This window comes from Roseateles sp. (assembly GCF_019237615.1).
Classification (GTDB): domain Bacteria; phylum Pseudomonadota; class Gammaproteobacteria; order Burkholderiales; family Burkholderiaceae_C; genus Pelomonas.
Map to the genome: position 1 here is coordinate 1 of NZ_JAFAGT010000034.1, position 22,103 is coordinate 22,103.

Annotated in this window: 23 protein-coding genes; 20 read left to right on the plus strand and 3 right to left on the minus strand. The window is 69.7% G+C overall.

What is annotated here, in order from left to right; genetic code table 11:
- Nucleotides 1–795, minus strand: a 795-nt coding sequence (locus JOY88_RS06190; RefSeq protein WP_293501252.1) for a site-specific integrase, incomplete at its 3' end; no start/stop codon positions are given.
- Nucleotides 796–952: 157 nt separating this feature from the next.
- Here JOY88_RS06190 and dusA point away from each other — a divergent pair.
- From dusA to JOY88_RS06265, 15 genes are all read left to right on the plus strand, one after another.
- A complete protein-coding gene (gene dusA / locus JOY88_RS06195; protein WP_293501254.1) occupies nucleotides 953–1,942 on the plus strand; it encodes a tRNA dihydrouridine(20/20a) synthase DusA in 990 nt (329 codons plus the stop codon).
- Nucleotides 1,943–1,956: 14 nt separating this feature from the next.
- On the plus strand, nucleotides 1,957–2,529 hold the full coding sequence (locus tag JOY88_RS06200; protein WP_293501256.1) for a methylated-DNA--[protein]-cysteine S-methyltransferase: 573 nt from the start codon (nucleotides 1,957–1,959) through the stop codon (nucleotides 2,527–2,529).
- Between the two features lie 59 nt (nucleotides 2,530–2,588).
- Nucleotides 2,589–3,872, plus strand: a complete 1,284-nt coding sequence (locus tag JOY88_RS06205) for a DEAD/DEAH box helicase (RefSeq protein ID WP_293501258.1) — start codon at nucleotides 2,589–2,591, stop codon at nucleotides 3,870–3,872.
- Between the two features lie 494 nt (nucleotides 3,873–4,366).
- Nucleotides 4,367–4,870: a hypothetical protein gene (locus JOY88_RS06210; protein WP_293501260.1), complete on the plus strand. Its 504-nt coding sequence runs from the start codon at nucleotides 4,367–4,369 to the stop codon at nucleotides 4,868–4,870.
- A 29-nt stretch (nucleotides 4,871–4,899) separates the two neighbouring features.
- The gene (locus JOY88_RS06215; RefSeq protein WP_293501262.1) at nucleotides 4,900–6,003 is read left to right on the plus strand and encodes a cytochrome c oxidase subunit II; all 1,104 of its coding nucleotides are present in this window, start codon (nucleotides 4,900–4,902) and stop codon (nucleotides 6,001–6,003) included.
- A gap of 12 nt (nucleotides 6,004–6,015) precedes the next feature.
- Nucleotides 6,016–7,788, plus strand: coding sequence for a cytochrome c oxidase subunit I (locus JOY88_RS06220; protein ID WP_293501264.1), 1,773 nt, complete (start codon nucleotides 6,016–6,018; stop codon nucleotides 7,786–7,788).
- Nucleotides 7,785–8,381: a cytochrome c oxidase subunit 3 family protein gene (locus JOY88_RS06225; protein WP_293501266.1), complete on the plus strand. Its 597-nt coding sequence runs from the start codon at nucleotides 7,785–7,787 to the stop codon at nucleotides 8,379–8,381. The genes JOY88_RS06220 and JOY88_RS06225 overlap by 4 nt, the downstream gene beginning before the upstream one ends.
- Before the next feature lie 14 nt (nucleotides 8,382–8,395).
- Nucleotides 8,396–9,082 (plus strand): heme-copper oxidase subunit III family protein, encoded by a 687-nt coding sequence (locus JOY88_RS06230; protein ID WP_293501268.1) that lies wholly within the window; start codon nucleotides 8,396–8,398, stop codon nucleotides 9,080–9,082.
- Between the two features lie 17 nt (nucleotides 9,083–9,099).
- Nucleotides 9,100–9,432, plus strand: coding sequence for a cytochrome C oxidase subunit IV family protein (locus JOY88_RS06235; protein ID WP_293501270.1), 333 nt, complete (start codon nucleotides 9,100–9,102; stop codon nucleotides 9,430–9,432).
- A 15-nt stretch (nucleotides 9,433–9,447) separates the two neighbouring features.
- Nucleotides 9,448–10,344, plus strand: coding sequence for a heme o synthase (locus tag JOY88_RS06240; protein WP_293501271.1), 897 nt, complete (start codon nucleotides 9,448–9,450; stop codon nucleotides 10,342–10,344).
- 24 nt (nucleotides 10,345–10,368) lie between these two features.
- On the plus strand, nucleotides 10,369–10,833 hold the full coding sequence (locus tag JOY88_RS06245) for a CYTH domain-containing protein (RefSeq protein WP_293501272.1): 465 nt from the start codon (nucleotides 10,369–10,371) through the stop codon (nucleotides 10,831–10,833).
- A 136-nt stretch (nucleotides 10,834–10,969) separates the two neighbouring features.
- Nucleotides 10,970–11,491, plus strand: a complete 522-nt coding sequence (locus JOY88_RS06250; RefSeq protein ID WP_293501273.1) for a hypothetical protein — start codon at nucleotides 10,970–10,972, stop codon at nucleotides 11,489–11,491.
- 171 nt (nucleotides 11,492–11,662) lie between these two features.
- Nucleotides 11,663–13,744: a TonB-dependent receptor gene (locus JOY88_RS06255; RefSeq protein ID WP_293501274.1), complete on the plus strand. Its 2,082-nt coding sequence runs from the start codon at nucleotides 11,663–11,665 to the stop codon at nucleotides 13,742–13,744.
- 13 nt (nucleotides 13,745–13,757) lie between these two features.
- Nucleotides 13,758–14,240, plus strand: coding sequence for a hypothetical protein (locus JOY88_RS06260; RefSeq protein ID WP_293501276.1), 483 nt, complete (start codon nucleotides 13,758–13,760; stop codon nucleotides 14,238–14,240).
- A gap of 120 nt (nucleotides 14,241–14,360) precedes the next feature.
- Nucleotides 14,361–15,344 carry a hypothetical protein gene (locus JOY88_RS06265; RefSeq protein ID WP_293501277.1) on the plus strand — a complete coding sequence of 328 codons (984 nt, stop codon included), beginning with the start codon at nucleotides 14,361–14,363 and terminating at the stop codon, nucleotides 15,342–15,344.
- On the opposite strand, the gene JOY88_RS06270 is transcribed toward JOY88_RS06265, so the two are convergent.
- Nucleotides 15,322–16,311 carry a recombination-associated protein RdgC gene (locus tag JOY88_RS06270; RefSeq protein WP_293501278.1) on the minus strand — a complete coding sequence of 330 codons (990 nt, stop codon included), beginning with the start codon at nucleotides 16,309–16,311 and terminating at the stop codon, nucleotides 15,322–15,324. The genes JOY88_RS06265 and JOY88_RS06270 overlap by 23 nt on opposite strands.
- 154 nt (nucleotides 16,312–16,465) lie before the next feature.
- Nucleotides 16,466–17,107 (minus strand): DsbA family oxidoreductase, encoded by a 642-nt coding sequence (locus tag JOY88_RS06275; RefSeq protein ID WP_293501279.1) that lies wholly within the window; start codon nucleotides 17,105–17,107, stop codon nucleotides 16,466–16,468.
- A 97-nt stretch (nucleotides 17,108–17,204) separates the two neighbouring features.
- On the opposite strand from JOY88_RS06275, the gene yghU reads away from it, so the two are divergent.
- The 5 genes from yghU to mgtA all read left to right on the plus strand — a co-directional run.
- The gene (gene yghU, locus JOY88_RS06280; RefSeq protein WP_293501280.1) at nucleotides 17,205–18,077 is read left to right on the plus strand and encodes a glutathione-dependent disulfide-bond oxidoreductase; all 873 of its coding nucleotides are present in this window, start codon (nucleotides 17,205–17,207) and stop codon (nucleotides 18,075–18,077) included.
- The gene (locus tag JOY88_RS06285; protein WP_293501281.1) at nucleotides 18,074–18,703 is read left to right on the plus strand and encodes a glutathione S-transferase family protein; all 630 of its coding nucleotides are present in this window, start codon (nucleotides 18,074–18,076) and stop codon (nucleotides 18,701–18,703) included. Before yghU ends, JOY88_RS06285 begins: the two co-directional genes overlap by 4 nt.
- A gap of 273 nt (nucleotides 18,704–18,976) precedes the next feature.
- Complete coding sequence (locus JOY88_RS06290; RefSeq protein WP_293501282.1) at nucleotides 18,977–19,141, plus strand: hypothetical protein; 165 nt, start codon at nucleotides 18,977–18,979, stop codon at nucleotides 19,139–19,141.
- 157 nt (nucleotides 19,142–19,298) lie between these two features.
- A complete protein-coding gene (locus JOY88_RS06295) occupies nucleotides 19,299–19,553 on the plus strand; it encodes a hypothetical protein (RefSeq protein WP_293501283.1) in 255 nt (84 codons plus the stop codon).
- A gap of 85 nt (nucleotides 19,554–19,638) precedes the next feature.
- Nucleotides 19,639–22,103: magnesium-translocating P-type ATPase (gene mgtA / locus JOY88_RS06300; protein ID WP_293501284.1), on the plus strand; the 2,465-nt coding region annotated here is incomplete at its 3' end.

Here is a 22,103-nt window from a genome sequence, read left to right on the forward strand (position 1 = left end):
AAAGATGAACTCCCCGTCCTGTGGCTGTCGTTCGATGATCTCCATGCACCGCCCGAGAAGCGGCACGCGCTGATGGTTGCCAATCTTCTTTCTTGGGTCCTTGCGGTCGCGGATCAGGACTGTTCGGTCCTTGCGGTCGAGATCGGCCCAGCGCAGCCCGCAGATCTCGCTGGGCGGCCGGAAGCAGCTGTCCAGGATGAAGTCGAACACATCCATGGTGAGGCTGCGCGAATGCAACCTGAACCACGCCCGCAGCGCGTCGAGCTCGGCTCGGGTTGGCCGGCGGTCGCGTTCGTTGCTCCGCGCCAGCATGCCCATGTGTGACAGCGCATCGCGGGCGTCTTCAACCACGCCTCGGGGGGCATGGATGCGCCACATGGACCTGGCCACCTTCAGCACCGAGCCCAGATAAGTCAGGTCGATTGAAGCCGTGACGCCCTTCACCCGGCGATCGTCGACGATGTACTTGACGATGCGCTCGGCCGTCAGCGAGCTAACTTGGACTGAGCCCAGACCGGTTTTGTGGTCTGCGATCCGGTTCAGTGTCCAGGCCTTGTTCTTTCCAAACGGCTTGGCCTTGGAGACCTCGTCGGTATAGCGCTTGACTAGGTCGGCTACCGTCGTCTTGGACGTCGGTGAGACCAGGCCGGCAAGTCCGGCCTCAAGGTCGATTTCGACCTGGCGCGCCCAGCTTTCGGCGAGGGCCTTTGTCGCAAAAGTCTTGGTGTACGTCGGTGCGCCGGATCGGCGCACCTGAGCACGCCATTTGCCGTTCAGCTGGATAATTGACGCCATGCCCCTTGGGCCTCCCTGGATGAGACTGCTACGAAAAAGCCATCCTTGGCTTGGTCGTAGCACTAGCGTAGCAGTCAGAAAGTGCTTCCCAGGGCCAAAACGGGCACTTTCGTGCTACGACAAGAGTTTGAAAATGCCGGTTTTCCTAGAAAAATCAATGGCTTATAGCCCATGGCGCCTGTCGGTCGCGCCCATGATGGATTGGACCGACAGGCATTGCCGCTACTTCCGCCGGCTCATCACCCGCCACACGCTGCTCTACACCGAGATGGTGACGACGGGCGCGTTGCTGCATGGCGACCAGCCGCGCCACCTGGACTTCAACGCCGAGGAGCACCCGGTCGCGCTCCAACTGGGCGGCAGCGAGCCCGCGGACCTGGCCGCCAGCGCGCGGCTGGCCGAGCGCTGGGGCTATGACGAGGTCAACCTGAACTGCGGCTGCCCCAGCGAGCGCGTGCAGAAGGGCGCCTTCGGCGCCTGCCTGATGGCCGAGCCGCAGCTGGTGGCCGACTGCGTGAAGGCCATGCGCGACGCGACGGCGCTGCCCGTCACTGTCAAGCACCGCATCGGCATCGACAAGATCGAGAGCTACGACTTCGTGCGCGACTTCGTCGCCACCGTCGCCGAGGCCGGCTGCGAGGTCTTCATCGTGCATGCCCGCAATGCCTGGCTGCAGGGGCTCAGCCCCAAGGAAAACCGCGAGATCCCGCCGCTGCGCTACGAGCTGGTGGAGCGGCTCAAGCATGAGTTCCCGCAGCTCACCATTGCCATCAACGGCGGCTTGAAGACGGCAGACCAGATCGCCGCGCAACTCGAGGTGCTGGACGGCGTCATGATCGGCCGCGAGGCCTATCACGAGCCCTGGAGCATGGCGCAATGGGACTCGCGCTTCTTCGGTGCGGCCGACCCGGCCGCCAGCCGCGAGCAGGTCGAGGAGCAATGGCTGGCCTATCTGGACCGTCTCCACGCGGCCGGCCGCGCCTGGTCGCATGCGATGCGCCATGCGCTGGGCCTGTGGAACGGCATGCCTGGCGCGCGCCGCTGGCGTCAGGTGTGGAGCGACCACCGCCTCAAGGCGCTGGCACCGCGCGAGGTCGCCCGGCGTGCGACCGCGGCCCGGCTGTCGGGCCTGGCCGTCGCGGCCTGACGCAAGAGAGCCCCATGGACAGCACCGGCTCCGTCCTGCCGCCCGGCGAGCCTCTCTGGAGTCACGGCTTCGATACGGCGCTGGGCCGCTGCGGCCTGGTCTGGAGCGAGCGTGGCATCGTCGCCTCGCTGCTGCCCGAGGCCAGCCCGGCGCGGCTGCGGCAGCATCATCCGGGGGCCCAGCCGACGATGGTGCTGCCGCCCCACATCGCCCAGGCCGTGGACGGCATACGCGCGCTGCTGGCCGGGGAGGTGCCCGACCTGCGCGACATCGTCCTCGACGAGCGTGGCATCCCCGAGTTCCGCCGCCTGGTCCATGCGCTGACCCGCGCCATCCCGCCTGGACAGACCCGCACCTACGGCGAGATCGCCGCCGCCCTGGGCCAGCCCGGCGCCGCGCGCGCCGTGGGCCGTGCCGAGGGCGACAATCCGTTTCCGCCCATCGTGCCCTGCCACCGCGTGATGGGCGCGGGCGGCGAACCCACCGGCTTTTCGGCGCCCGGTGGCATCGAGACCAAGCGGCGTCTGCTGCTCATCGAGGCGCGCGCCGCCGGCCAGCTTGCGGGCGATCAGCAGCCGCTTTTCTAGTCAGCGGGGACAGGGCTGCTCGCCTCGCTCGATCGGTCCATCCCGCAAAATCTTCAGTTATGTCCTTCGCTTCACTGGGCCTGTCGCCCGCCCTGCTGCGCGCCGTGCGCGACCAGGGCTATCACGCCCCTACTGCCGTGCAGGCGGCAGCACTGCCTCCCATCCTGGCCGGTGCCGACGTACTGGCACTGGCGCAGACCGGCTCCGGCAAGACCGCCGCCTTCGCGCTGCCGCTGCTGCAGCGGCTGGTGTCCGCGCCACCGCGGCCGGGCCCGCGCGCGCTGGTGCTGGCGCCCACCCGAGAACTGGCCGCGCAGACGGCCGGACTGCTGCGCGAGCTGGCGGCGCTGCTGCTGCACCGGCCCAAGGTCGCGCTGGCCTTTGGCGGCGTGTCCATCAACCCGCAGCTGATGGCGCTGCGCGGTGGCTGCGACGTGATGGTCGCCACGCCCGGCCGCCTGCTGGACCTGCTGGCGCACAACGGCCTGCAACTCTCCGGCGTGCAATGCCTGGTGCTGGACGAGGCCGACCGCCTGCTGGGCCAGGGCTTCGCCGAGGAGCTGCAGCGCGTGCTGGCGCTCCTGCCGGCGCAGCGCCAGTCGCTGCTGTTCTCCGCCACCTTCCCGGCCGCCGTGCAGGCACTGGCGGGGCAACTGCTGCGCGACCCGGTGCACATCCACATCGAGGAGGCGCCGCCGCAGATCACGCAGCGTGCCATCCAGCTCGACCGCGCCCAGCGCCTGCCTGCGCTCCGCCAGCTGCTGCGCGACGCGGGCTGGGAGCGGGTGCTGGTCTTCGTCGCCAGCCGCTACACGGCCGAGTTGGTGTCGGACAAGCTGTTCGCCCATGGCTTCAAGGCCGGCGTGCTGCATGGCGAGCTGAGCCAGGGCGCGCGCCGCGACGTGCTTGCGGCGCTGAAGGCCGGCGGCGTCAAGGTGTTGGTGGCTACCGACGTGGCCGCGCGCGGCCTGCACGTCGACGCGCTGGACGCCGTCGTCAACTACGAACTGCCGCGCTCCGCGGCCGACTACACCCACCGTATCGGCCGCACCGGCCGCGCGGGCGCGCAAGGTACGGCCGTCAGCTTCATCTGCGCGGACAGTGCCGAGAACGCTGAGAGCCATTTCCGCCTCATCGAGAAGCGCCAGGGCGAGCGCGTGCCGCGCGAGCGGCTGGCCGGCTTCGAGCCGCAGGCCGTGGCGACCGAGGCTCAGGCCACGGGCGGCATCAAGAGCACGACGCGCAAGAGCAAAAAGGACAAGCTGCGCGAGGCAGCGGCTCAGGCTCTGCGTCATGTGCCAGCGGACGGCGGGCGCCAGGATCCTGCGGAATCGAACGAGTAGCGTGGCCGCCCGGCCACCCCCGCGTCCTGTGGGTCGCGCCGTTGCGCCGTTGCGACCCCCTCGGGGCAGGTGTATAAAACCTAGCAACACGACCTAGTCTCACGTTCGTGAGTCACAGGAGGTTGCGGTGAAGCCTCGCACCCATCTGCGGTTGCCAAGCGTCGCAAGTACGCGTGGTGCCGGGAGCGCTTTGCCGTTCGCGCGGGCCCGGTCCGGGTGCGCGCGCGTTCCGACCCTTGACGATGCGGGCGTCGCGCATGTAGCCATGCCGCTGCCTGCGCTGGACACCCTGCGCACGAGGATGGGCATCTCCCTGTCGCGCAGGCGTTTGAAACGCTGCGCAGGCGCCGTCGTGCAGGGGTGCTCCCTGACGACGGCCACCGCGCCGCGCTCGCGCGCCGCCGGCTTCGCGCCCAGAAGCCGGTCCTGAAGGCGAAGAGCGGGGCATCCCGGCCTGCCGCAAAGGTCGGGCGTCAGGAAAGAAGGAGGCAGTCATGGAGCTTCATCTGCAATCACACCACCGGGCATGGCGTACGCCCGACTGGTCGGCAGCCGTCGTGGCGGGCCTCGCCGCAGGAGCGGTGCTGATGGTGCTGGACCTGTGCTGGCCGCTGCTGTTCGGCGACGGCAACTCCTGGGCCACGTCGCACAAGGTGGCCGCGCTGGTGCTGGGCCGCCAGGTGCTGCAGTCCTCCGCGTTCGACCTCGGCGTCGTCGTCACTGCGCTGCTGATCCACTACAGCCTGGGTGCGGTCTCGGGCCTGGTCATCGGCATCACCATCGCCGCCCTGCGCTGCGAGAACAGCCTCGCCATGACGCAGGTCATCGGCTACGTGTTCGGTGTCGTCGTCTACTTCGTGAACTTCTACGTGCTGGCGGCGCTGTTCCCGTGGTTCGCTGAAATGCGCGGCGAGGCCACTTTCCTGGGGCAACTGGCCTTCGGCGTCATCGCCGCGCTGGTCTACCGCCAGCTCAGCCGTGCGCCGGCGGCGACATAGAGCCTACCCGTCACGAGGAGCGGCCGCTCATGTGGATGGTCATCGCACTGCTCGCCATCATCGGCGGCTCGCTGCTGTTCCACGTCCTCAGCCCCTGGTGGACCACGGCGCTGGCGTCGAACTGGCGGCAGATGGACGATACGCTGACGATCACGCTGGTCATCACCGCCATCTTCTTCGTCGTCATCAACCTGTTCATCGTCTACTGCCTGCTGCGCTTTCGACATCGCGCCGGCCGGCGCGCCGCCTACCAGCCCGAGAACAGGCGCCTCGAGCTCTGGCTGATCGGCGTCACGGCGGTCGGCATCGCCGCGCTGCTGACGCCGGGGCTGGTGGTCTATGCAAGCTACATCAAGCCACCGCCCGACGCGTTGCTGCTGGAGGTGGTCGGCCAGCAATGGCAGTGGCGCTTCCGCTTCGTCGGCGCGGCCGAGAAGCTCGGCGCCAGCGACGCCCGCTTCGTCAGCAGCAGCAATCCCATAGGGCTGGACCCCGATGACGCGGCGGCGCGCGCCAACATCGTGATCAACGGCAACGAGGTCCACCTGCCGCTGAACCGGCCGGTCAGGGTGCTGGCGCGCTCCAACGACGTGCTGCACGACTTCTTCGTGCCGCCGATGCGCGCGCGCATGAACATCGTGCCCGGCCAGGTCAGCAGCTTCTGGTTCACACCGACGGTCGCCGGGCGCTTCGAGGCGATGTGCGCGCAGCTTTGCGGCATCGGCCATCCGAATATGCGCGGCACCGTGGTGGTCGAGGACGAGGCGGCCTTCAAGGCCTGGCTGGGCGCGCAGCCGACCTTCGCCGCGATGCTGGCGCCGGCCGCCCCGGTGCAGACCGCTGCGATCGACCTGGTGGCCCGCGGCAAGGCGCTGGCGCAGAGCAAGGGCTGCGTGGGCTGCCACTCGGTCGATGGCAGCACCATCGTCGGCCCGACCTGGAAGGGACTGTTCGGCAAGACAGAGACCTTCGCCGACGGCTCCACCGCGCTGATGGACGCTGCGGCGCTGAGGCACAAGATCCTCGAGCCGCAGTCCAGGACGGTCAAGGGGTTCCAGCCGCTGATGCCCAAGCTCGACATCAAGGACGACGAGCTCGACGCGCTGGTGGCCTACATCCAGGCCGCTCACTGACGGAGGCCAGCCATGAGCAGCGACCATGCCGCCGAAGACCACGCGCCGACGAGCTTCATCACCAGGTACGTCTGGAGCCAGGACCACAAGGTCATTGCCGTGCAGTACGCGAGCACGGCCATCCTCGTGGGCCTGGTCGGCGTGCTGCTGTCCAACCTGATGCGGCTGCAGATCGGCTTCCCCGGCCACTTCGCCTTCATCACGCCGGAGCGCTACTACCAGTTCGTCACCATGCACGGAATGATCATGGTGATCTACCTGCTGACGGCGCTCTTCCTCGGTGGCTTCGGCAACTACCTGATCCCGCTCATGGTGGGCGCCCGGGACATGGTGTTCCCCTACATGAACATGCTGAGCTTCTGGGTCTACCTGCTGTCGGTGGTGGTGCTGATGGCCAGTTTCTTCGCGCCCGGCGGCCCCACCGGTGCGGGCTGGACGCTGTATCCGCCGCAGTCCATCCTGCCCGGCACGCCGGGCCATGACTGGGGCATCATCCTGATGCTGGTCTCGCTGCTGATCTTCATCGTCGCGACGACGATGGGCGGCCTCAACTACGTCACGACCGTGCTGCAGGCGCGCTGCGAGGGCATGACGCTGCTGCGCATGCCGCTGTCGGTGTGGGGCATCTTCACCGCCACGGTACTGGCGCTGCTGGCCTTCCCGGCGCTGTTCGTCAGCGGCGTCATGATGCTGCTCGACAAGACGCTGGGCACCAGCTTCTTCATGCCGGCCCTGGTGTCCATGGGGCAGCTGGCCGGCTACAAGGGTGGCAGCCCGCTGCTGTTCCAGCACCTGTTCTGGTTCTTCGGCCACCCCGAGGTCTACATCGTCGCGCTGCCGGCCTTCGGCATCGTGTCCGACCTCATCAGCGTGCACGCGCGCAAAGCCATCTTCGGCTACCGCATGATGGTCTGGGCCATCGTCATCATCGGCGCGCTGAGCTTCGTCGTCTGGGCCCACCACATGTTCGTGAGCGGCATGAACCCCTGGTTCGGCTTCTTCTTCGCGACCAGCACCCTGATCATCGCGGTGCCCACGGCCATCAAGGTCTACAACTGGGTGCTGACGCTGTGGCGCGGCGACATACACCTGTCGGTGCCCATGCTGTTCACGCTGGCCTTCCTGCTGACCTTCCTGGCCGGCGGGCTGACCGGGCTCTTCCTCGGCAACGTGAGCGTCGACATCCCGCTGTCGGGCACCTATTTCGTCGTTGCCCATTTCCACATGGTCATGGGCGTGGCGCCACTGCTGGTGGTGTTCGGCGCGATCTACCACTGGTTCCCCAAGATCAGCGGCCGCATGCTGGACGACAGGCTGGGCCAGCTGCACTTCTGGACCACTTTCATCGGCACCTACCTGATCTATTTCCCCATGCACTACCTCGGCGTGCTGGGCATGCCCAGGCGCTACTACAACTTCGACGGCTACAAGTTCATCCCGCAGTCGGCGCATGAGCTGAACGCCTTCATCACCATCGTCGCACTGGTCGTCGGCGCCGCGCAGCTGGTGTTCGTCTTCAACCTGGTGTGGAGCGTCTTCCGCGGCCGTCGGGCCGGACCCAACCCCTGGCGCGCCGCGTCGCTGGAATGGTTCACGCCGCAGACGCCGCCGGCGCATGGCAACTGGGGGCCGGTGCTGCCGGTGGTGCATCGCTGGGCCTATGCCTACAGCGTGCCCGGCGCGGCCGAGGACTTCATCGCCCAGAATGCGCCGGCCGCTGCCGGCGGCCTGGAGCCCGAGGAACATCCGGTCCCGGGCGGCGTTTCCAAGGGAGCGCCGGCATGAACGCCGGCGCACTGCCGGTACCGGCCGCGCTGCAATGGCGCGTGCGGCCGGGAGCGGCACAAAGCGTCGGGCTGTGGGTCTTCATGGCCGTCGCGACGACGCTGTTCTCGCTGTTCGGCGTGGCCTATGTGATGCGGCTGAGCGCCAGCGACGCTGTCGCCATCGGCCTGCCCTGGCAGCTCTGGCTCAGCACGGCGAGCCTGGTGGCGGGCAGCCTGCTGCTGCAGCAGGCCGCGCGGCGCGCGCAGCGCGGCCACGCGTCGCGGGCGCCGCTGCTGGCCGGTGGCGCCTGCGCGCTGCTCTTCGTCGCCTGCCAGGCCTGGGCCTGGGCAGCCTTGCTCGGCGCCAGGGTGTCGTTCACAGGCAACCCGGCCGGCAGCTTCTTCTACGTGCTGACGGCCCTGCATGGGCTGCATGTGCTGGGTGGGCTGCTGGCCTGGGCCTGGGTGCTGCGCGCGCCGGACGCGGCGGCCTGGCGCATCGCGCTGTGCGCCCGCTACTGGCACTTCCTGCTGGCGGTCTGGGTCGTGCTGTTCACCGCCTTGGGCACCCTGGACCCGGAGGTCGCCGCCCGGATATGCGGCAGCCGCTGACGAGGAGCACCGCCATGAGCGCCATCCCCTCCAACGCCACCTCGCAGGCCCCGCTCGCCGGCCTGCGCGGCCTGGTGGCCGACTGGTCGTCCGACCGCCAGGCCTTCCACGTCGCCTGGGGCAAGGTGATGATGTGGATCTTCCTGCTCAGCGACACCTTCATCTTCGGCAGCTTCCTGACCGGCTACATGACGGTGCGCGCGTCGACCACCGTGCCCTGGCCCAACACCAGCGAGGTGTTCTCGCTGCGCGTCGGCGGCGCCGAGTTGCCGCTGCTGCTGATCGCCATCATGACCTTCGTGCTGATCAGCAGCAGCGGCACGATGGCCATGGCTGTGAACTTCGCCTACCAGCGCAACCGCAGGAAGGCGGCGCTGCTGATGCTCGCGACAGCCGCCTTCGGCGTCACCTTCGTGTCCATGCAGGCCTTCGAATGGACCAAGCTCATCCTCGAAGGCGTGCGCCCCTGGGGCAACCCCATGGGCGCGGCCCAGTTCGGGGCCAGCTTCTTCATGATCACGGGCTTCCACGGCCTGCACGTGACGGCCGGCGTCATCTACCTCAGCGTCGTCGCGACAAGGCTGCTGCGCGGCTTCTACGAGAAACGCGGCAACTACCAGATCGTCGAGATTGCCGGCCTGTACTGGCACTTCGTCGACCTGGTCTGGGTCTTCATCTTCGCGGTCTTCTATCTCTGGTGAGATGCATGAGGTGCAGCATGAGCGCTCCGGTCAACTCCCCGCAACATCCTCAACAACAACACCCCATAGGCCTGTACCTCAAGGTCTGGTTGCTGCTGTTCGTGCTCAGCACGATGTCCTACCTGGTCGACTTCTTCCACGTCCAGGGGCTGCTGCGCTGGAGCCTGATCGTCGTCCTGATGCTGCTCAAGGCCGGTCTCATCGTGGCCGTCTTCATGCACATGGCCTGGGAGCGGCTGGCGCTGATCTGCGCCATCCTGCTGCCGCCGCTGGCGCTGCTGGTGCTCGTGGGGCTGATGGCGTCCGAGGCCAACCACACGCTGGTCAGCCGGCTGCTGTTCTTCAAGTAGCGGCAGGGCGCAGCCATGGCCGCCGTCGAGCTCTCGAAGTCGCCGCCGGCCACCAGGCCGCGCTGGCGTGACTATCTGGAGGTGACCAAGCCGAGGGTCGTGGCGCTGATGACCTTCACGGTTGTCGTCGGCATGCTGCTGTCGTCGCATGGCCCGGTGCCATGGCGGCCGATGCTGTTCGGCGTGACGGGCATTGCGCTGGTGGCCGGCGCGGCAGCCGCGATCAACCACCTCGTCGACCGGCGGCTCGACGCCTTGATGGCGCGCACCCGCGGCCGGCCGCTGCCGCGTGGGGCGCTGGGGACGCGCGCCGTCGCGCTGTTCGCCGCGACGCTGGGCGCGACGGGCATGGCGCTGCTGCTGGCCTTTACCAACCCCTTGTGCGCGCTGCTGACGCTGGCCTCGCTGCTCGGCTACGCGGTGGTCTACAGCCGCTTTCTCAAGCATGCGACGCCGCAGAACATCGTCATCGGCGGGGCAGCAGGCGCAGCGCCGCCGCTGCTCGGCTGGGTGGCGATCACGGACCGGGTCGACGCCGGCGCGCTGCTGCTGTTCCTCATCGTCTTCGTCTGGACGCCGCCGCATTTCTGGGCCCTGGCCATCCATCGCCGTGACGACTACGCCAAGGCCGAGGTGCCGATGCTGCCGGTCACGCATGGCGTGCCGTTCACGGCCACCCGAGTGCTCCTGTACGCCGTGGCCCTGCTGCCGATCAGCCTGCTGCCGGTTGCCATCGGCATGAGCGGGCCGCTCTACCTCGTGGCCGCATCTGCGCTGGGCCTGCACTTCATCGGCCATGCCTGGCGATTGAGGCGGGACGCGCGCCGGGCCATGCCGACCTTCCGGTTCTCCATCGTCTACCTGTTCGGGCTGTTCGCCGCGCTGCTGGCCGACCACTACGTGCCCGGCTGACCGCGCATCGACAATCGAGGCACCATGGGCATAGAAATAGAACGCAAATTCCTCGTCGTCGGCGAGAGCTGGCGCCAACCGGCCTCGGCGCAGACCCGTTTCAGCCAGGGCTACCTCAGCCGCGACCCCGCGCGCACGGTGCGCGTGCGCCTGGCGGGCGAACGCGCCTTCCTGACCATCAAGGGCGCCACCCGCGGCGCGACCCGTGCCGAGTTCGAGTACGAGATTCCGGCGGCCGACGCGCAGGCGCTGCTGGCGCTGTGCGATGGGCCGGTGGTCGAGAAGATCCGCCACCTGTGCGAGCACGCGGGCATGAGCTGGGAGGTCGACGAGTTCCTGGGCGCCAACGCGGGCCTGCGGGTGGCCGAGATCGAACTGCAGTCCGAGGACCAGGCCTTCGAGCGCCCGGCCTGGCTGGGCGAGGAGGTCACGGGTGATTCGCGCTACGTCAACGCCAACCTCGCCGTGAGGCCGTTCACCAGCTGGTGACCCGGCGGGCGGGGTTCCCGTCCGGCCAAGGGCCGGGCCGTGCGTGTCACACGCCGGCAATCCGGGCGGACGACGATGCACGACGGGTTTTGTCCGCGTGGTGTCTGCAAGGCGCCGGCTGCCGCCCCTTCGACCCATGCCCCTGCCGCCCTTTCTGTCCTCGCTGCTGAACCGCACCCGTGCCGGCCTCCTCGTGATGCTGGTCCTGGTGCTGCCGCTGCAGGGCGTGGTGCAGTTGGTGGCCGGGGTGCAGGGGCATCGCCATGTGCACACGGGGACGTCGGCGGCGGCACCATGGCAGGCTGCGGCGCTGTCGCTGCTGGGCCAGCCGCTGCGGGCCGCGCTGGAGCGTCTGCATGCAGCCCATGACCCGCGCCTGAGCGGGCCCAAGTTCACGTGGCTGGCGAGCCGCGGGCCGGCCGCCGCGATGCACCAGCACGGCGGCATCCTCCACGCGCATTCGGCCCAGACGCATGACGCGCTCGACGTCGGCGACGCGGCGGACGATGGCCGTCAGGGCAGTGCCACGGCCTTCCTGGCCTGGCTGCCGGCGGTGCCGGCCTTGATGGCGCGTCCGGGCAGCGACCCTCCCGCCGCCTTCGCCTTCGACTGGCGCGACCGTGTGGTCGCGCCGCCGCTGGCGCCGCCTCGCGGCTGATCCCCGGCGCCGCCTGCGCCCATCCCCGTTCCTTGTTCCACCCCGCGTGAAGCGACGGGCGTGCCCGTGCCTGCGCCGCAGGCCTATTCGAGAACAACACCAATGACAGGAATCCGTTCGCCGCGGTGCCGGCAAGCGCGGGGCTTGGCCCCGGCGTCTCCACGACCCGCCATGGCGTTCAAGCCGGCGCTGCTGGCCGGCGCCGGCCTGCTGGCGCTGTCCGCCCAGGGCCAGCCCGAGCCCGCCGCCAGCGCGGTGGCCGAGCTGGAGCGCGTGGAGGTCAGCGGCCGCCACTACGACAACGCCGTCGGCAGCTCCGACGCCGCGTCCCAGGGCAGCATCCGCGCCGAGCTGCTGAAGAGCCGCCCCGCGCTGCGCCCCGGCGAGGTGCTGGAGTTCGTGCCCGGCGTCATCGTCACGCAGCACTCGGGCGACGGCAAGGCCAACCAGTACTTCTTGCGTGGCTTCAACCTCGACCATGGCACCGACTTCGCGACCACCGTCAACGGCCTGCCGGTCAACATGCCCACGCATGGCCACGGCCAGGGCTATTCGGACCTGAACTTCCTGATCCCCGAACTGGTCGATCGCATCGACTACCGCAAGGGGCCTTACTTCGCGAGGAACGGCGATTTCTCCGCCGCCGGCTCGGCCGACATCGCCTACCGCAACACGCTGGACCAGGGCTTCGCCGCGCTGACGCTGGGGCAGCGCCAGTTCCAGCGCTTCGTCGGCGCCGCCTCCACGAGGCTGGACCAGGGGCTCAACCTGCTGGGCGCCGTCGAGGTGCAGCACAACGACGGGCCGTGGACGCTGCCCGAGCAGCTGCGCAAGCACAACGGCGTGCTGACGCTGTCTGGCGGCACGCGTGCCGAGGGCTGGAGCGCCAGCCTGATGGGCTACGACGCGAAATGGACGTCGACCGACCAGGTGCCCGAGCGCCTCATCGCCGCGGGCCGCTACAACGGCCGGCCCTTTGGCCGCTTCGACGCCATCGACACGAGCGACGGCGGCGAGACCCGGCGCGGCAGCCTGTCCGGCGAATGGCATCGCGTGGCCGACGGCGCCGCCACGCGCGTGGCGGCCTACGTGCTGGACTACCGCCTCAAGCTGTACTCCAACTTCACCTATGCGATGGAGCGCCCCGAGGAGGGCGACCAGTTCCTGCAGCGGGACCGGCGCCGCGTCTACGGCTTCAACGCGAGTCGCACGTTCGAGCACCGCCTGGGCGGCCTGCCGGCCCAGACGGAGCTGGGCGTGCAGCTGCGCCACGACCGCATCCGCGTCGGGCTGTTCGACACCGTCGAGCGCCGTATCACGGCGACGACGCGCGAGGACGAGGTGCGACAGACGCAGGGGGGCGTCTATGGCCAGACCAGCGTCGAGCTGGCGCCATGGCTGCGCGGCATCGTGGGCCTGCGCGCCGACCAGGCGCGCTTCAGGGTGAACAGTCTCGCCGAGGCCGCCAACTCCGGCCGCAGCTCGGCCCACCTGCTGTCGCCGAAGTTCGCGCTCATCGCCGGCCCCTGGGCCAAGACCGAGTTCTTCCTCAACGCCGGCCGCGGCTTCCACAGCAACGACGCGCGCGGCACGACGACCACCGTGGACCCGAAGACCGGCGAAGCCGTCGACAAGGTGCCCGGGCTGGTGGCGGCGCGCGGCCTGGAGCTGGGCGCGCGCACGGAATGGCTGCCGGGGCTGCAGAGCTCGCTGGCGCTGTGGAGGCTGGACTTCGACTCCGAGCTGGTCTACGTGGGCGACGCCGGCGCCACCGAGGCCAACCGTCCCAGCAGGCGCCGCGGCGTCGAGTGGAACAACCGCTACGTGCCCATGCCCTGGCTGCTCATCGACGCCGACCTGGCCTGGACGCATGCGCGCTTCAGGGGCTTCGACCCCGGCGGTGATCGCATCCCCAACGCGGTCGACAAGGTCGGCTCCGTCGCAGTGACGCTGCGCGACGTGGGCCCCTGGTCGGTCAGCCTGCAGTGGCGCTACCTGGGCTCCGGCGCGCTGGTCGAGGACAACAGCGTGCGCTCGCGGGCCTCGCTGACGACCAACCTGCGCATCGGCCGCAGGCTGTGGGCGGGCAGTGAGCTGGCGGTGGACGTCTTCAACCTGACCGATCGAAAGGTCAACGACATCGAGTACTTCTACGAGTCCCAATTGCCGGGCGAGGCCGCGCCGGTGGCCGACCGGCATGTCCACCCCGCAGAGCCGCGCACCGTGCGCGTGACGCTGAAGCTGGGTTTCTGACTGACGGGCGGCCATGCGCGCGCTGCTGCTCTGGCTGCTGATGCTGGCGTTGCCGGTCTACGGTGCGTCCGGCAGCAGCCTGCGCATGCTGGGGCCGGCGCATTGGCATGTGGCGCCGGCTGCCGTCGTCCAGCAGGATGGCTGGCTGGAGCCCGCGCTGGGCTTGGTGCAGCGCCTCGTCGAGCGCCTGCGCGACGTGCGCGCCCATGCCCACGCCCGCGCGCATGCGCTGGGGCGACAACATGGGCATGGCGGCCTGCAGCGCCACTGGCATGATGCGGCCGACGGCAGCGTGCGCACGCTGGGCAAGGCCGATCCGGCCGTGGCCGACCTGGTGGCCGGGGCTGCCGTGGGCAGTGCCATGCTGGTGCTGGCCGCGCCGCTGTCGCCGCTGAGGCTCACCGTCTGCCGTGCCAATGGGCGCTGGCCCGCCGCGCATGCGCCGGCCTGGGCTGACGCCGAGCTCAGGCCCGCACCGCCGCCACCGCGGCGTTGAACCCCGACGGCCGCCCGGAGCGGCCGAGCCGACCCGCCCGCAGCCGTGCCGCGGCGGGATTTGCACTGTGCCCGCCCGGGTAGACGCCGTCGCCCGCGCGGGCCTTTCGGGGATGACATCGTGACTCCAATCGACATCGTCGATCCGGTGGAGGTGGGCCGCAGCCTGGGCCATGACTTCCACAAGCTCAGCCGCGTGCCCTGGCAGGCGCAATGGCCGGCGGCCGTGCGCGAGGGCTTTGCCGCCGCGGCCGCGGCGGATGGCGCCCGCCCGCGCCAGGAGGACCGCTTCATGCGCAAGTGGCTGCAACTGCGGCTCGGCGCGCTCGCGCGCGGCCGCTGCGTGGCGCCTGACGTGACGGTCGAGCTGCTGCGCCGCCTGGACGTCAGCCACTGCCCGGTGACCCGAGAGCCGCTGACGCATGGCACCCGCCTGGGCAGCGACGCCTCGGTGGACCGGCTCAACAACGACGGCGCCTATGCCGCGTCCAACCTGGCGATGCTGTCCGCGCGGGTGAATCGCATCAAGGGCCGGCGCACCTTCGACGAGGTCTGGGCGCTGGCGCGCAAGACCGAACCGACGTCAAGCCTGAGCCCGCTGGAATGGCTGCGCCTGGCGGTGCTGATGCTGGGGCCGGCCTATGCGACGCGCCCCATGGACGCGCCGTCGCTGCCGCTGTGCGCGCCGCTGCCGTCGACCTCGGTGCGCACGGCCTTGCAGCAGGTGCAGCGCCTGTTGACGCTGAATGCGGGCCAGGCCGCGTCGCGCAACCGCCTGCTGCGCGGCCTGCTGCCGGCCTGCGGCAGCGCGGCCTCGCAGGCGCGCCTGCGACTGCTGGCCGACGCCGTGCACATGGGCCTGAAACGTCTCTCACCCGGGCAGGCATGCTGGGATGTCTGGCTGCGGCCAGGGCTGATGCAGGCCCTGGTCGCGTGGCGCGAGTCGTTGGACGCGCGCGACTGGGCCCGGGCCTCATGGGCGGCCGGCCAGCTCGCCGGCGGCCAACCGGTCAACCGGCGCGAGCTGACGCCGTGGCAGCTCGCGACGCGTGGCTATCTGCCGCCGGCCGCCGGCTTCGCGGTCACCAGGGCGGCGACTCGCTGAGGGCTTCCTCGGGCGTGGCGGCGGGCAAGGCGGGCAGGGCAGCGGCGGGCGCCGGCGCCGCGCCCGCCGCGGCGAAGTCATGCTCGCCGCCCAGGCCTTCGATGAGGGCCGGGATCAGCCGGCTCAGCTCGCCGGTGGCCAGCGCCAGGTCGGCGTCGAAGGCCTCGTCCCCGCTGGCCTCGGGCCGGCCCTCGAAGGCCAGGTCCAGGAAGCTGATCTTCTTGATCGCGAAGCCCTCGGTCAGCGTGAAGGCGACGCGCTCGTTCCAGCTCAGCGCCAGGCGCGTGGGCATCTTGCCGCTGGTCAGGTGGGCGCGCACCTCGTCGATGTCGAGCGGGTGGCGGGCGTAGCGCACGACGGGCTTCTGCTCGTCGCTGCCCTTGAGCTCGCATTCGCGCTCGATGCCGAAGCCCTCGGGCGTCACGCCGTCCAGCAGCCAGGCGGCCATCACCGCGGCGGGGCTCTCGGCCGTCTGCACCAGTTGCAGCGACAGGCCCGCGCTGGCCTGGATCAGCAGTGTGACGACCTCGTCGGCGCGACTGCTGGAGCCGGCGTCGACGAACAGCAGGCGCTGCTCGGGCGCGATCCACACCTGCGTGGCCGACGTCTTGGTGAAGGCGCGCGGCAGCAGCTCGTGCGTGGCCTGCTCCTTCAAGTCCTTCTTGGCCTTCTTGCCGGGCTTGCGCCCGGTGGTGGTCTCGATGTGCTCGGCCAGTTCCTCGATGCGCTCCTGCACGACGGATGAGGGCAGCAGGCGCTGCTCGCGCTTGAGCTTGATGAGCCAGTGGCCGTCGACGACCTCGACGAGCGGTGCGTGCTCGATGCCGCGCGGTGGCGCCCAGCCCACGGCCAGGGGCTGGGTGGGGGCGCAGGCGAGGAATGGCTCCTTGGCGAGCTGTTCGGCGAGCGTTTCAGCGTCGGCCGTCCAACCTTCGCCGATGCGGTAGGTGATCAGGTTCTTGAACATGGGCTCTGGAGAAACAAGAAGCCCGCCGGCGGCGGGCTTCGGGAACGGGTGGTGATTGTCTCAGGTCCGGCCGTGGGGCCGGGCACCGGGCCGGTCCCGAGCAGGCTCCTTGCCGATCGACCAGGGCGCACCTTGGACGTGCAGGTACCTCGCTTCAGGCCTCGGCCATCAACTGGCGCAGCAGCTTCTCGAACACCTCGACCGGCTGTCCGCCCTGGATCAGATGGCGCTGGTTCACGATGATGGCCGGCACGCTGTTGATGCCCTGCGCCTGCACCTGGCGTTCTGCCGCCTGCACCTCGGCGGCGTAGCGGTCTCCGGCCAGCAGCTCGCGCGCCTGGGGGACGGGCAGGCCGGCAGCGCCGGCCAGCTCCAGCAGCACGGCAGGGTCGGATACGTCGCGGCCGTCGCTGAAGTAGGCCTTCAGCAATGCCAGCTTCAGCGTGCGCTGCACGGCGCCGCCGTAGGCCTCGCCGGCCCAGTGCAGCAGGCGGTGTGCGTCGCGCGTGTTGTAGATGCGGCTGCGCGCCTCCATGCGGAAATCGAAGCCCAAGGCCGCGCCGCGTTCGCGTATGGCCTGGCGCGAGCCGGCGAGCTGGTCCGGGCTGGCACCGTACTTCTGCGCCAGGTGCTCCTCGATGTCCTGGCCCTCCGGTCCCATGCCGGGGTTGAGCTCGAAGGGGTGGAAGTGCAGGTCCAGTTGCAGGCCGGGGATGCGCGCCGCGGCCGCTTCCAGCGAATACAGGCCGATGGCGCACCAGGGACAGACGACGTCGGAGATGAAATCGATACGCATGGCCGGGATTGTCCGCCCTCGCGCCAAGGCCCCGGCGCGACAGGCCCATGCCCTCTGCGGGTACAAGCGCGGTTGCACGTTGACTGGAGATGCCTGAATGACCGATGCCGTTGCCTACACCCCGCCCGAGGTCTGGACCTGGAACCGGGCCAACGGCGGCCAGTTCGCCAGCATCAACCGCCCGGTTGCCGGGCCGACGCATGACAAGGCGCTGCCGGTGGGGCGTCACCCGCTGCAGCTGTACTCGCTGGGCACGCCCAATGGCGTCAAGGTCACCGTGATGCTGGAGGAGCTGCTGGCCCTGGGCCACGCGGGCGCCGAGTACGACGCCTGGCTGATCCGCATCAACGAGGGCCAGCAATTCGGCAGCGGCTTTGTCGCGGCCAACCCGAATTCCAAGATCCCGGCCCTGGTGGACCGCAGCGGGCCCGAGCCCGTGCGGGTGTTCGAGTCGGGCGCCATCCTGGTCTACTTGTCCGAGAAGTTCGGCGGCGCCTTCCTGCCCGAGCACGGCGCGGCGCGTGCCGAGGCCTTGAGCTGGCTGTTCTGGCAGATGGGCAGCGCGCCCTTCCTGGGCGGCGGCTTCGGGCATTTCTACGCCTATGCGCCCACCAAGCAGGAGTACCCCATCGACCGCTATGCGATGGAGGTCAAGCGCCAGCTCGACGTGCTGGACCGACGGCTGGCCGAGGCGCGCTATCTGGCCGGCGACGACTACAGCATCGCCGACATGGCCACCTGGCCCTGGTACGGCGCGCTGGCCAAGGGCCAGCTCTACGGTGCGGGAGCCTTCCTGTCGGTGCACGAGTACACCCATGTCATCCGCTGGGCCGACGAGATCGCGCGGCGCCCGGCAGTGCAGCGCGGCCGCAAGGTCAACCGCACCTGGGGCGAGCCGGCCAGCCAACTGCATGAGCGCCACGCGGCCGGCGACTTCGACACCCGGACACAGGACAAGCTCGCACCATGATGACGCTCTACGACTGCGCCACCGCGCCCAGCCCGCGCCGCGCCCGCATCCTGCTGGCCGAGAAGGGCGTGCTGCACGACAGCGTCCAGGTGGATCTGCGCAACGGCGAGCATTTCGGTGCGGCCTATCGCCGCATCAACCCGCATTGCACGGTGCCGGCGCTGCGCACCGACGAGGGCGCGGTGCTGACAGACAACGCCGCGATCGCCGCCTACCTGGAGGCGCGCTTCCCCGAGCCGCCGCTGCTGGGGCGCACGCCGCTGGAGAAGGCCGAGATCGCGGCCTGGCAATGGCGCGTCGAGTTCGACGGCCTGCTGGCCGTGGCCGAGGCCTTTCGCAACAGCAGCCCGGCGATGGCGCACCGCGCGCTGCCCGGGCCTGTGGGCTTCGAGCAGATCCCCGCGCTGGCCGAGCGCGGGCTGGCCAGGCTGGGGCAGTTCTTCGCCATGCTGGACGCCCACCTCGAGGGCCGCGACTTCATCGCCACGCAGCGCTTCAGCCTCGCCGACATCACGGCCGTCGTCGCCGTGGACTTCGCCCGGGTCGTCAAGCTCAGGCCTGGCGACGAGCATCCGCACCTGCTGCGCTGGCGGGCCGCGATGCAGGCGCGCGGAACCATGGCCTGAACCCGCGGCCAGAGGTTGACCCGTCGCTATTGCGATGCAACAATCGCACTGTTTCAACAACGGAGTCCGTGCGTGGACAGTGCCAGTCGATCTGCGATGCGAGCCGGGATGGCCGCCGCCCCTCTGACGCGCTGACGCCGACTTCGGCGGCGCGTCAGCGCCGCGGGCCCGCGAGGGCCGCCACCTTCCGACTCCCATCGCTCCATGCCTTCGGCGCATCCCGCCGGGGCAGGCCGTGCCGCGCACGAACCGTCCTTGCACCAGGAGGCGTTCATGCGAAACCCAACTTCGCCCAGCAAGCCGCCCATCGCGGCGCCCAGCCCGTCGCGGGAAGAGGCGCTGCGCGCGCTGCTGCGGCTCGAGCAGCTCACCCCGTGGACGACCCGCCGGCTGCGCAGCGCGCTGCTGCAGCCGCCATCCGGCCGTCCGTCCGTCTGACAACCCAGGAGTCGACCATGGATCCAGACCCCAGTTGGCGCCCCGGCGCCACCTTCTCCTCACCCCTTCCATCCCTCACGACGCGCATCCCCGCGCGCCGCCTGCCCCGCCATTGCTGAAGGCATCGGGGCGGCTGCGCGCTGCGCAGGAGCACCCCATGCACTTCGCTCTGCTGACCTGGCCGAACACCGGCTCCTTCCCCGAGTACTTCCCCGACGTGGCGGCTTCGCCCGCCCGCCGCCGCACGCCGGCCGCGCTCGCCGAGCGCCTGCGCCGGCTGCGAGGTGGCATCGACCCGCGCCTGGCCATTGCCGCGCTGGCGTCGCTGGCCGGCCTGCTGCTGCCCACGGATGGCTGGGCTGCCGGCTGCCAGGCCGGGGCCATGTGCTGCTTCGCGTTCATCGGCGGCTAGGTCCGCTCCCGCGCTTTCTCACGCATTGCCGACCGGCGGCCCGGACCCCGGATCGAGCCGCCGCATGCGCGGCCTGGAGACTCCCATGAAGCACACGCTCTACACCTTGTTCGAGAACTTCCTGCGCAGCCGCCATCTGCTGCGCCATTTCGCGCGTTGGCAGGTCAGCCTGGGCAACAAGCCGCCGCAGCCGGGATCGGCGCAGTTGCCGCGCGGCATAGAGACGGCCCTTCTGCAGGCCTCGCATGGCGATGCCGAGGAACTGCTGGTGCGCTACCGCAGCGGCAGCGAAGGCCTGGACGAGGGGCGCGCGCTGGCGCTGCGCCGCCGCTTCGGTGCCAACGAGGTCCACCACGAGAAGCCGCTGCCCGCCTGGCAGCACCTCTGGCAATGCTTTCGCAACCCCTTCAACCTGCTGCTGTCGGCATTGGCGCTGATCTCCTGGCTGACCGATGACCTCAAGGCCACCGTCGTGATCTCCACCATGGTGCTCGTGTCGACGCTGCTGCGTTTCGTGCAGGAGGCGCGATCCAACCGCGCGGCCGACCGGCTGCGCGCGATGGTGGGCAACACCGCCACCGTGCTGCGCCCTGCCGAGCGCGGGCGCGAGCTGCCGCTGGAGCAGGGCGTCGTCGCCGCACGCCGTGTCGAGCGGCCTATGCGCGACCTGGTGCCGGGTGAACTCGTCGCGCTGTCGGCGGGCGACATGGTCCCGGCCGACTGCCGCATCCTCACGGCCAAGGACCTCTTCGTCAGCCAGTCGGCGCTGACGGGCGAGGCTCTGCCGGTGGAGAAGTTCGCCCGTTCCAGCGGCGGGGCGGGCAGCGCGCTGGAGCGCGACAACCTGCTGTTCATGGGCACCAACGTGGTCAGCGGCACGGCCGTGGCCCTGGTGCTGCACACCGGCGGCCAGACCTTCTTCGGTTCGCTGGCGCGGCGCCTGGGAGCCATGGATCGCGGCACGACCGCCTTCCAGGCCGGCATCAACCGGGTCAGCTGGGTGCTGATCCGCTTCATGCTGGTGATGGCGCCGCTGGTGCTGTTGATCAACGGCTTCACCAAGGGCAACTGGTGGGAGGCGGCGCTGTTCGCCCTGTCCATCGCCGTGGGTCTGACGCCGGAGATGCTGCCCATGATCGTCACCGCGACGCTGGCCAAGGGCGCTGTCGTGATGGCGCGGCGCCGGGTCATCGTGAAGCGGCTGGAGGCCATCCACAACTTCGGCGCGATGGACGTGCTGTGCACCGACAAGACCGGCACGCTGACGCAGGACCGCATCGCGCTGGAGCGCCACACCAATGCCTGGGGCGAGCCGGCGCGGCACGTGCTGGAGCTGGCCTGGCTGAACAGCCGCCACCAGACCGGGCTGAAGAACCTGCTGGACCTGGCCGTGCTGGAGCATGGCCGCGCGGAGCTGGGCGAGCCGGCGGGATGGGAGAAGGTCGACGAGCTGCCTTTCGACTTCGCGCGCCGGCGCATGTCCGTCGTCGTCGCGCGCGACGACCGCGAGCACCTGCTGATCTGCAAGGGCGCGCTGGAGGAGGTGCTGGCGGTCTGCAGCCATGTCGAGCGCGGCGACCAGCGCGTCGTGCTGGACGACGCGCTGCTGGCGCAGATCAAGGCCGTGACCGCCGAGCTGAACCAGCAGGGCCTGCGCGTCGTGGCCGTCGCCAGCCGCAGCTTCTCCGGCGACGCCCGCCGCACTGCCTACGGCGGCTTTCACGAAGCCGCGCTGACGCTGGTCGGCTACATCGCCTTCCTCGATCCGGCCAAGGAATCGACCGCGCCGGCGCTGCGCGCGCTGGCGAGCCACGGCGTCGCGGTCAAGGTGCTGACGGGGGACAACGAGCTGGTCACGCGCAAGGTCTGCCGCGACGTGGGGCTGGAGCCGGGCCGCATCGTGCTGGGCGCCGAGATCGAGCGGCTGGACGACGCGGGCCTCGGGCCGCTGGTCGAGGCGCACCAGGTCTTCGCCAAGCTGACGCCGGCGCACAAGGAGCGCATCGTGCGCGCGCTGCACGACAACGGCCATGTGGTCGGTTTCATGGGTGACGGCATCAACGACGCGCCGGCGTTGCGGGCGGCCGACATCGGCATCTCGGTCGATTCAGCGGTGGACGTGGCCAAGGAGTCGGCCGACATCATCCTGCTGGAGAAGAGCCTGATGGTGCTGGAGCAGGGCGTGATCGAGGGTCGTCGCACCTTCGCCAACATGCTCAAGTACATCAAGATGACGGCCAGTTCGAATTTTGGCAACGTGTTTTCGGTACTGATCGCCAGTGCCTTCCTGCCGTTCTTGCCAATGTTGCCCATCCATCTACTGGTGCAAAACCTGCTGTACGACATTTCCCAGGTCGCCATTCCCTTCGATAACGTCGATACCGAATTCCTGGCCAAGCCGCAACGTTGGAATCCCGACGGCATTGGCCGCTTCATGGTGTATTTCGGACCGGTCAGTTCGATTTTCGACATCACCACGTTTGCCCTGATGTGGTACGTGTTCGGCGCCAACTCGGACGCGCATCAGACCTTGTTCCAGTCCGGTTGGTT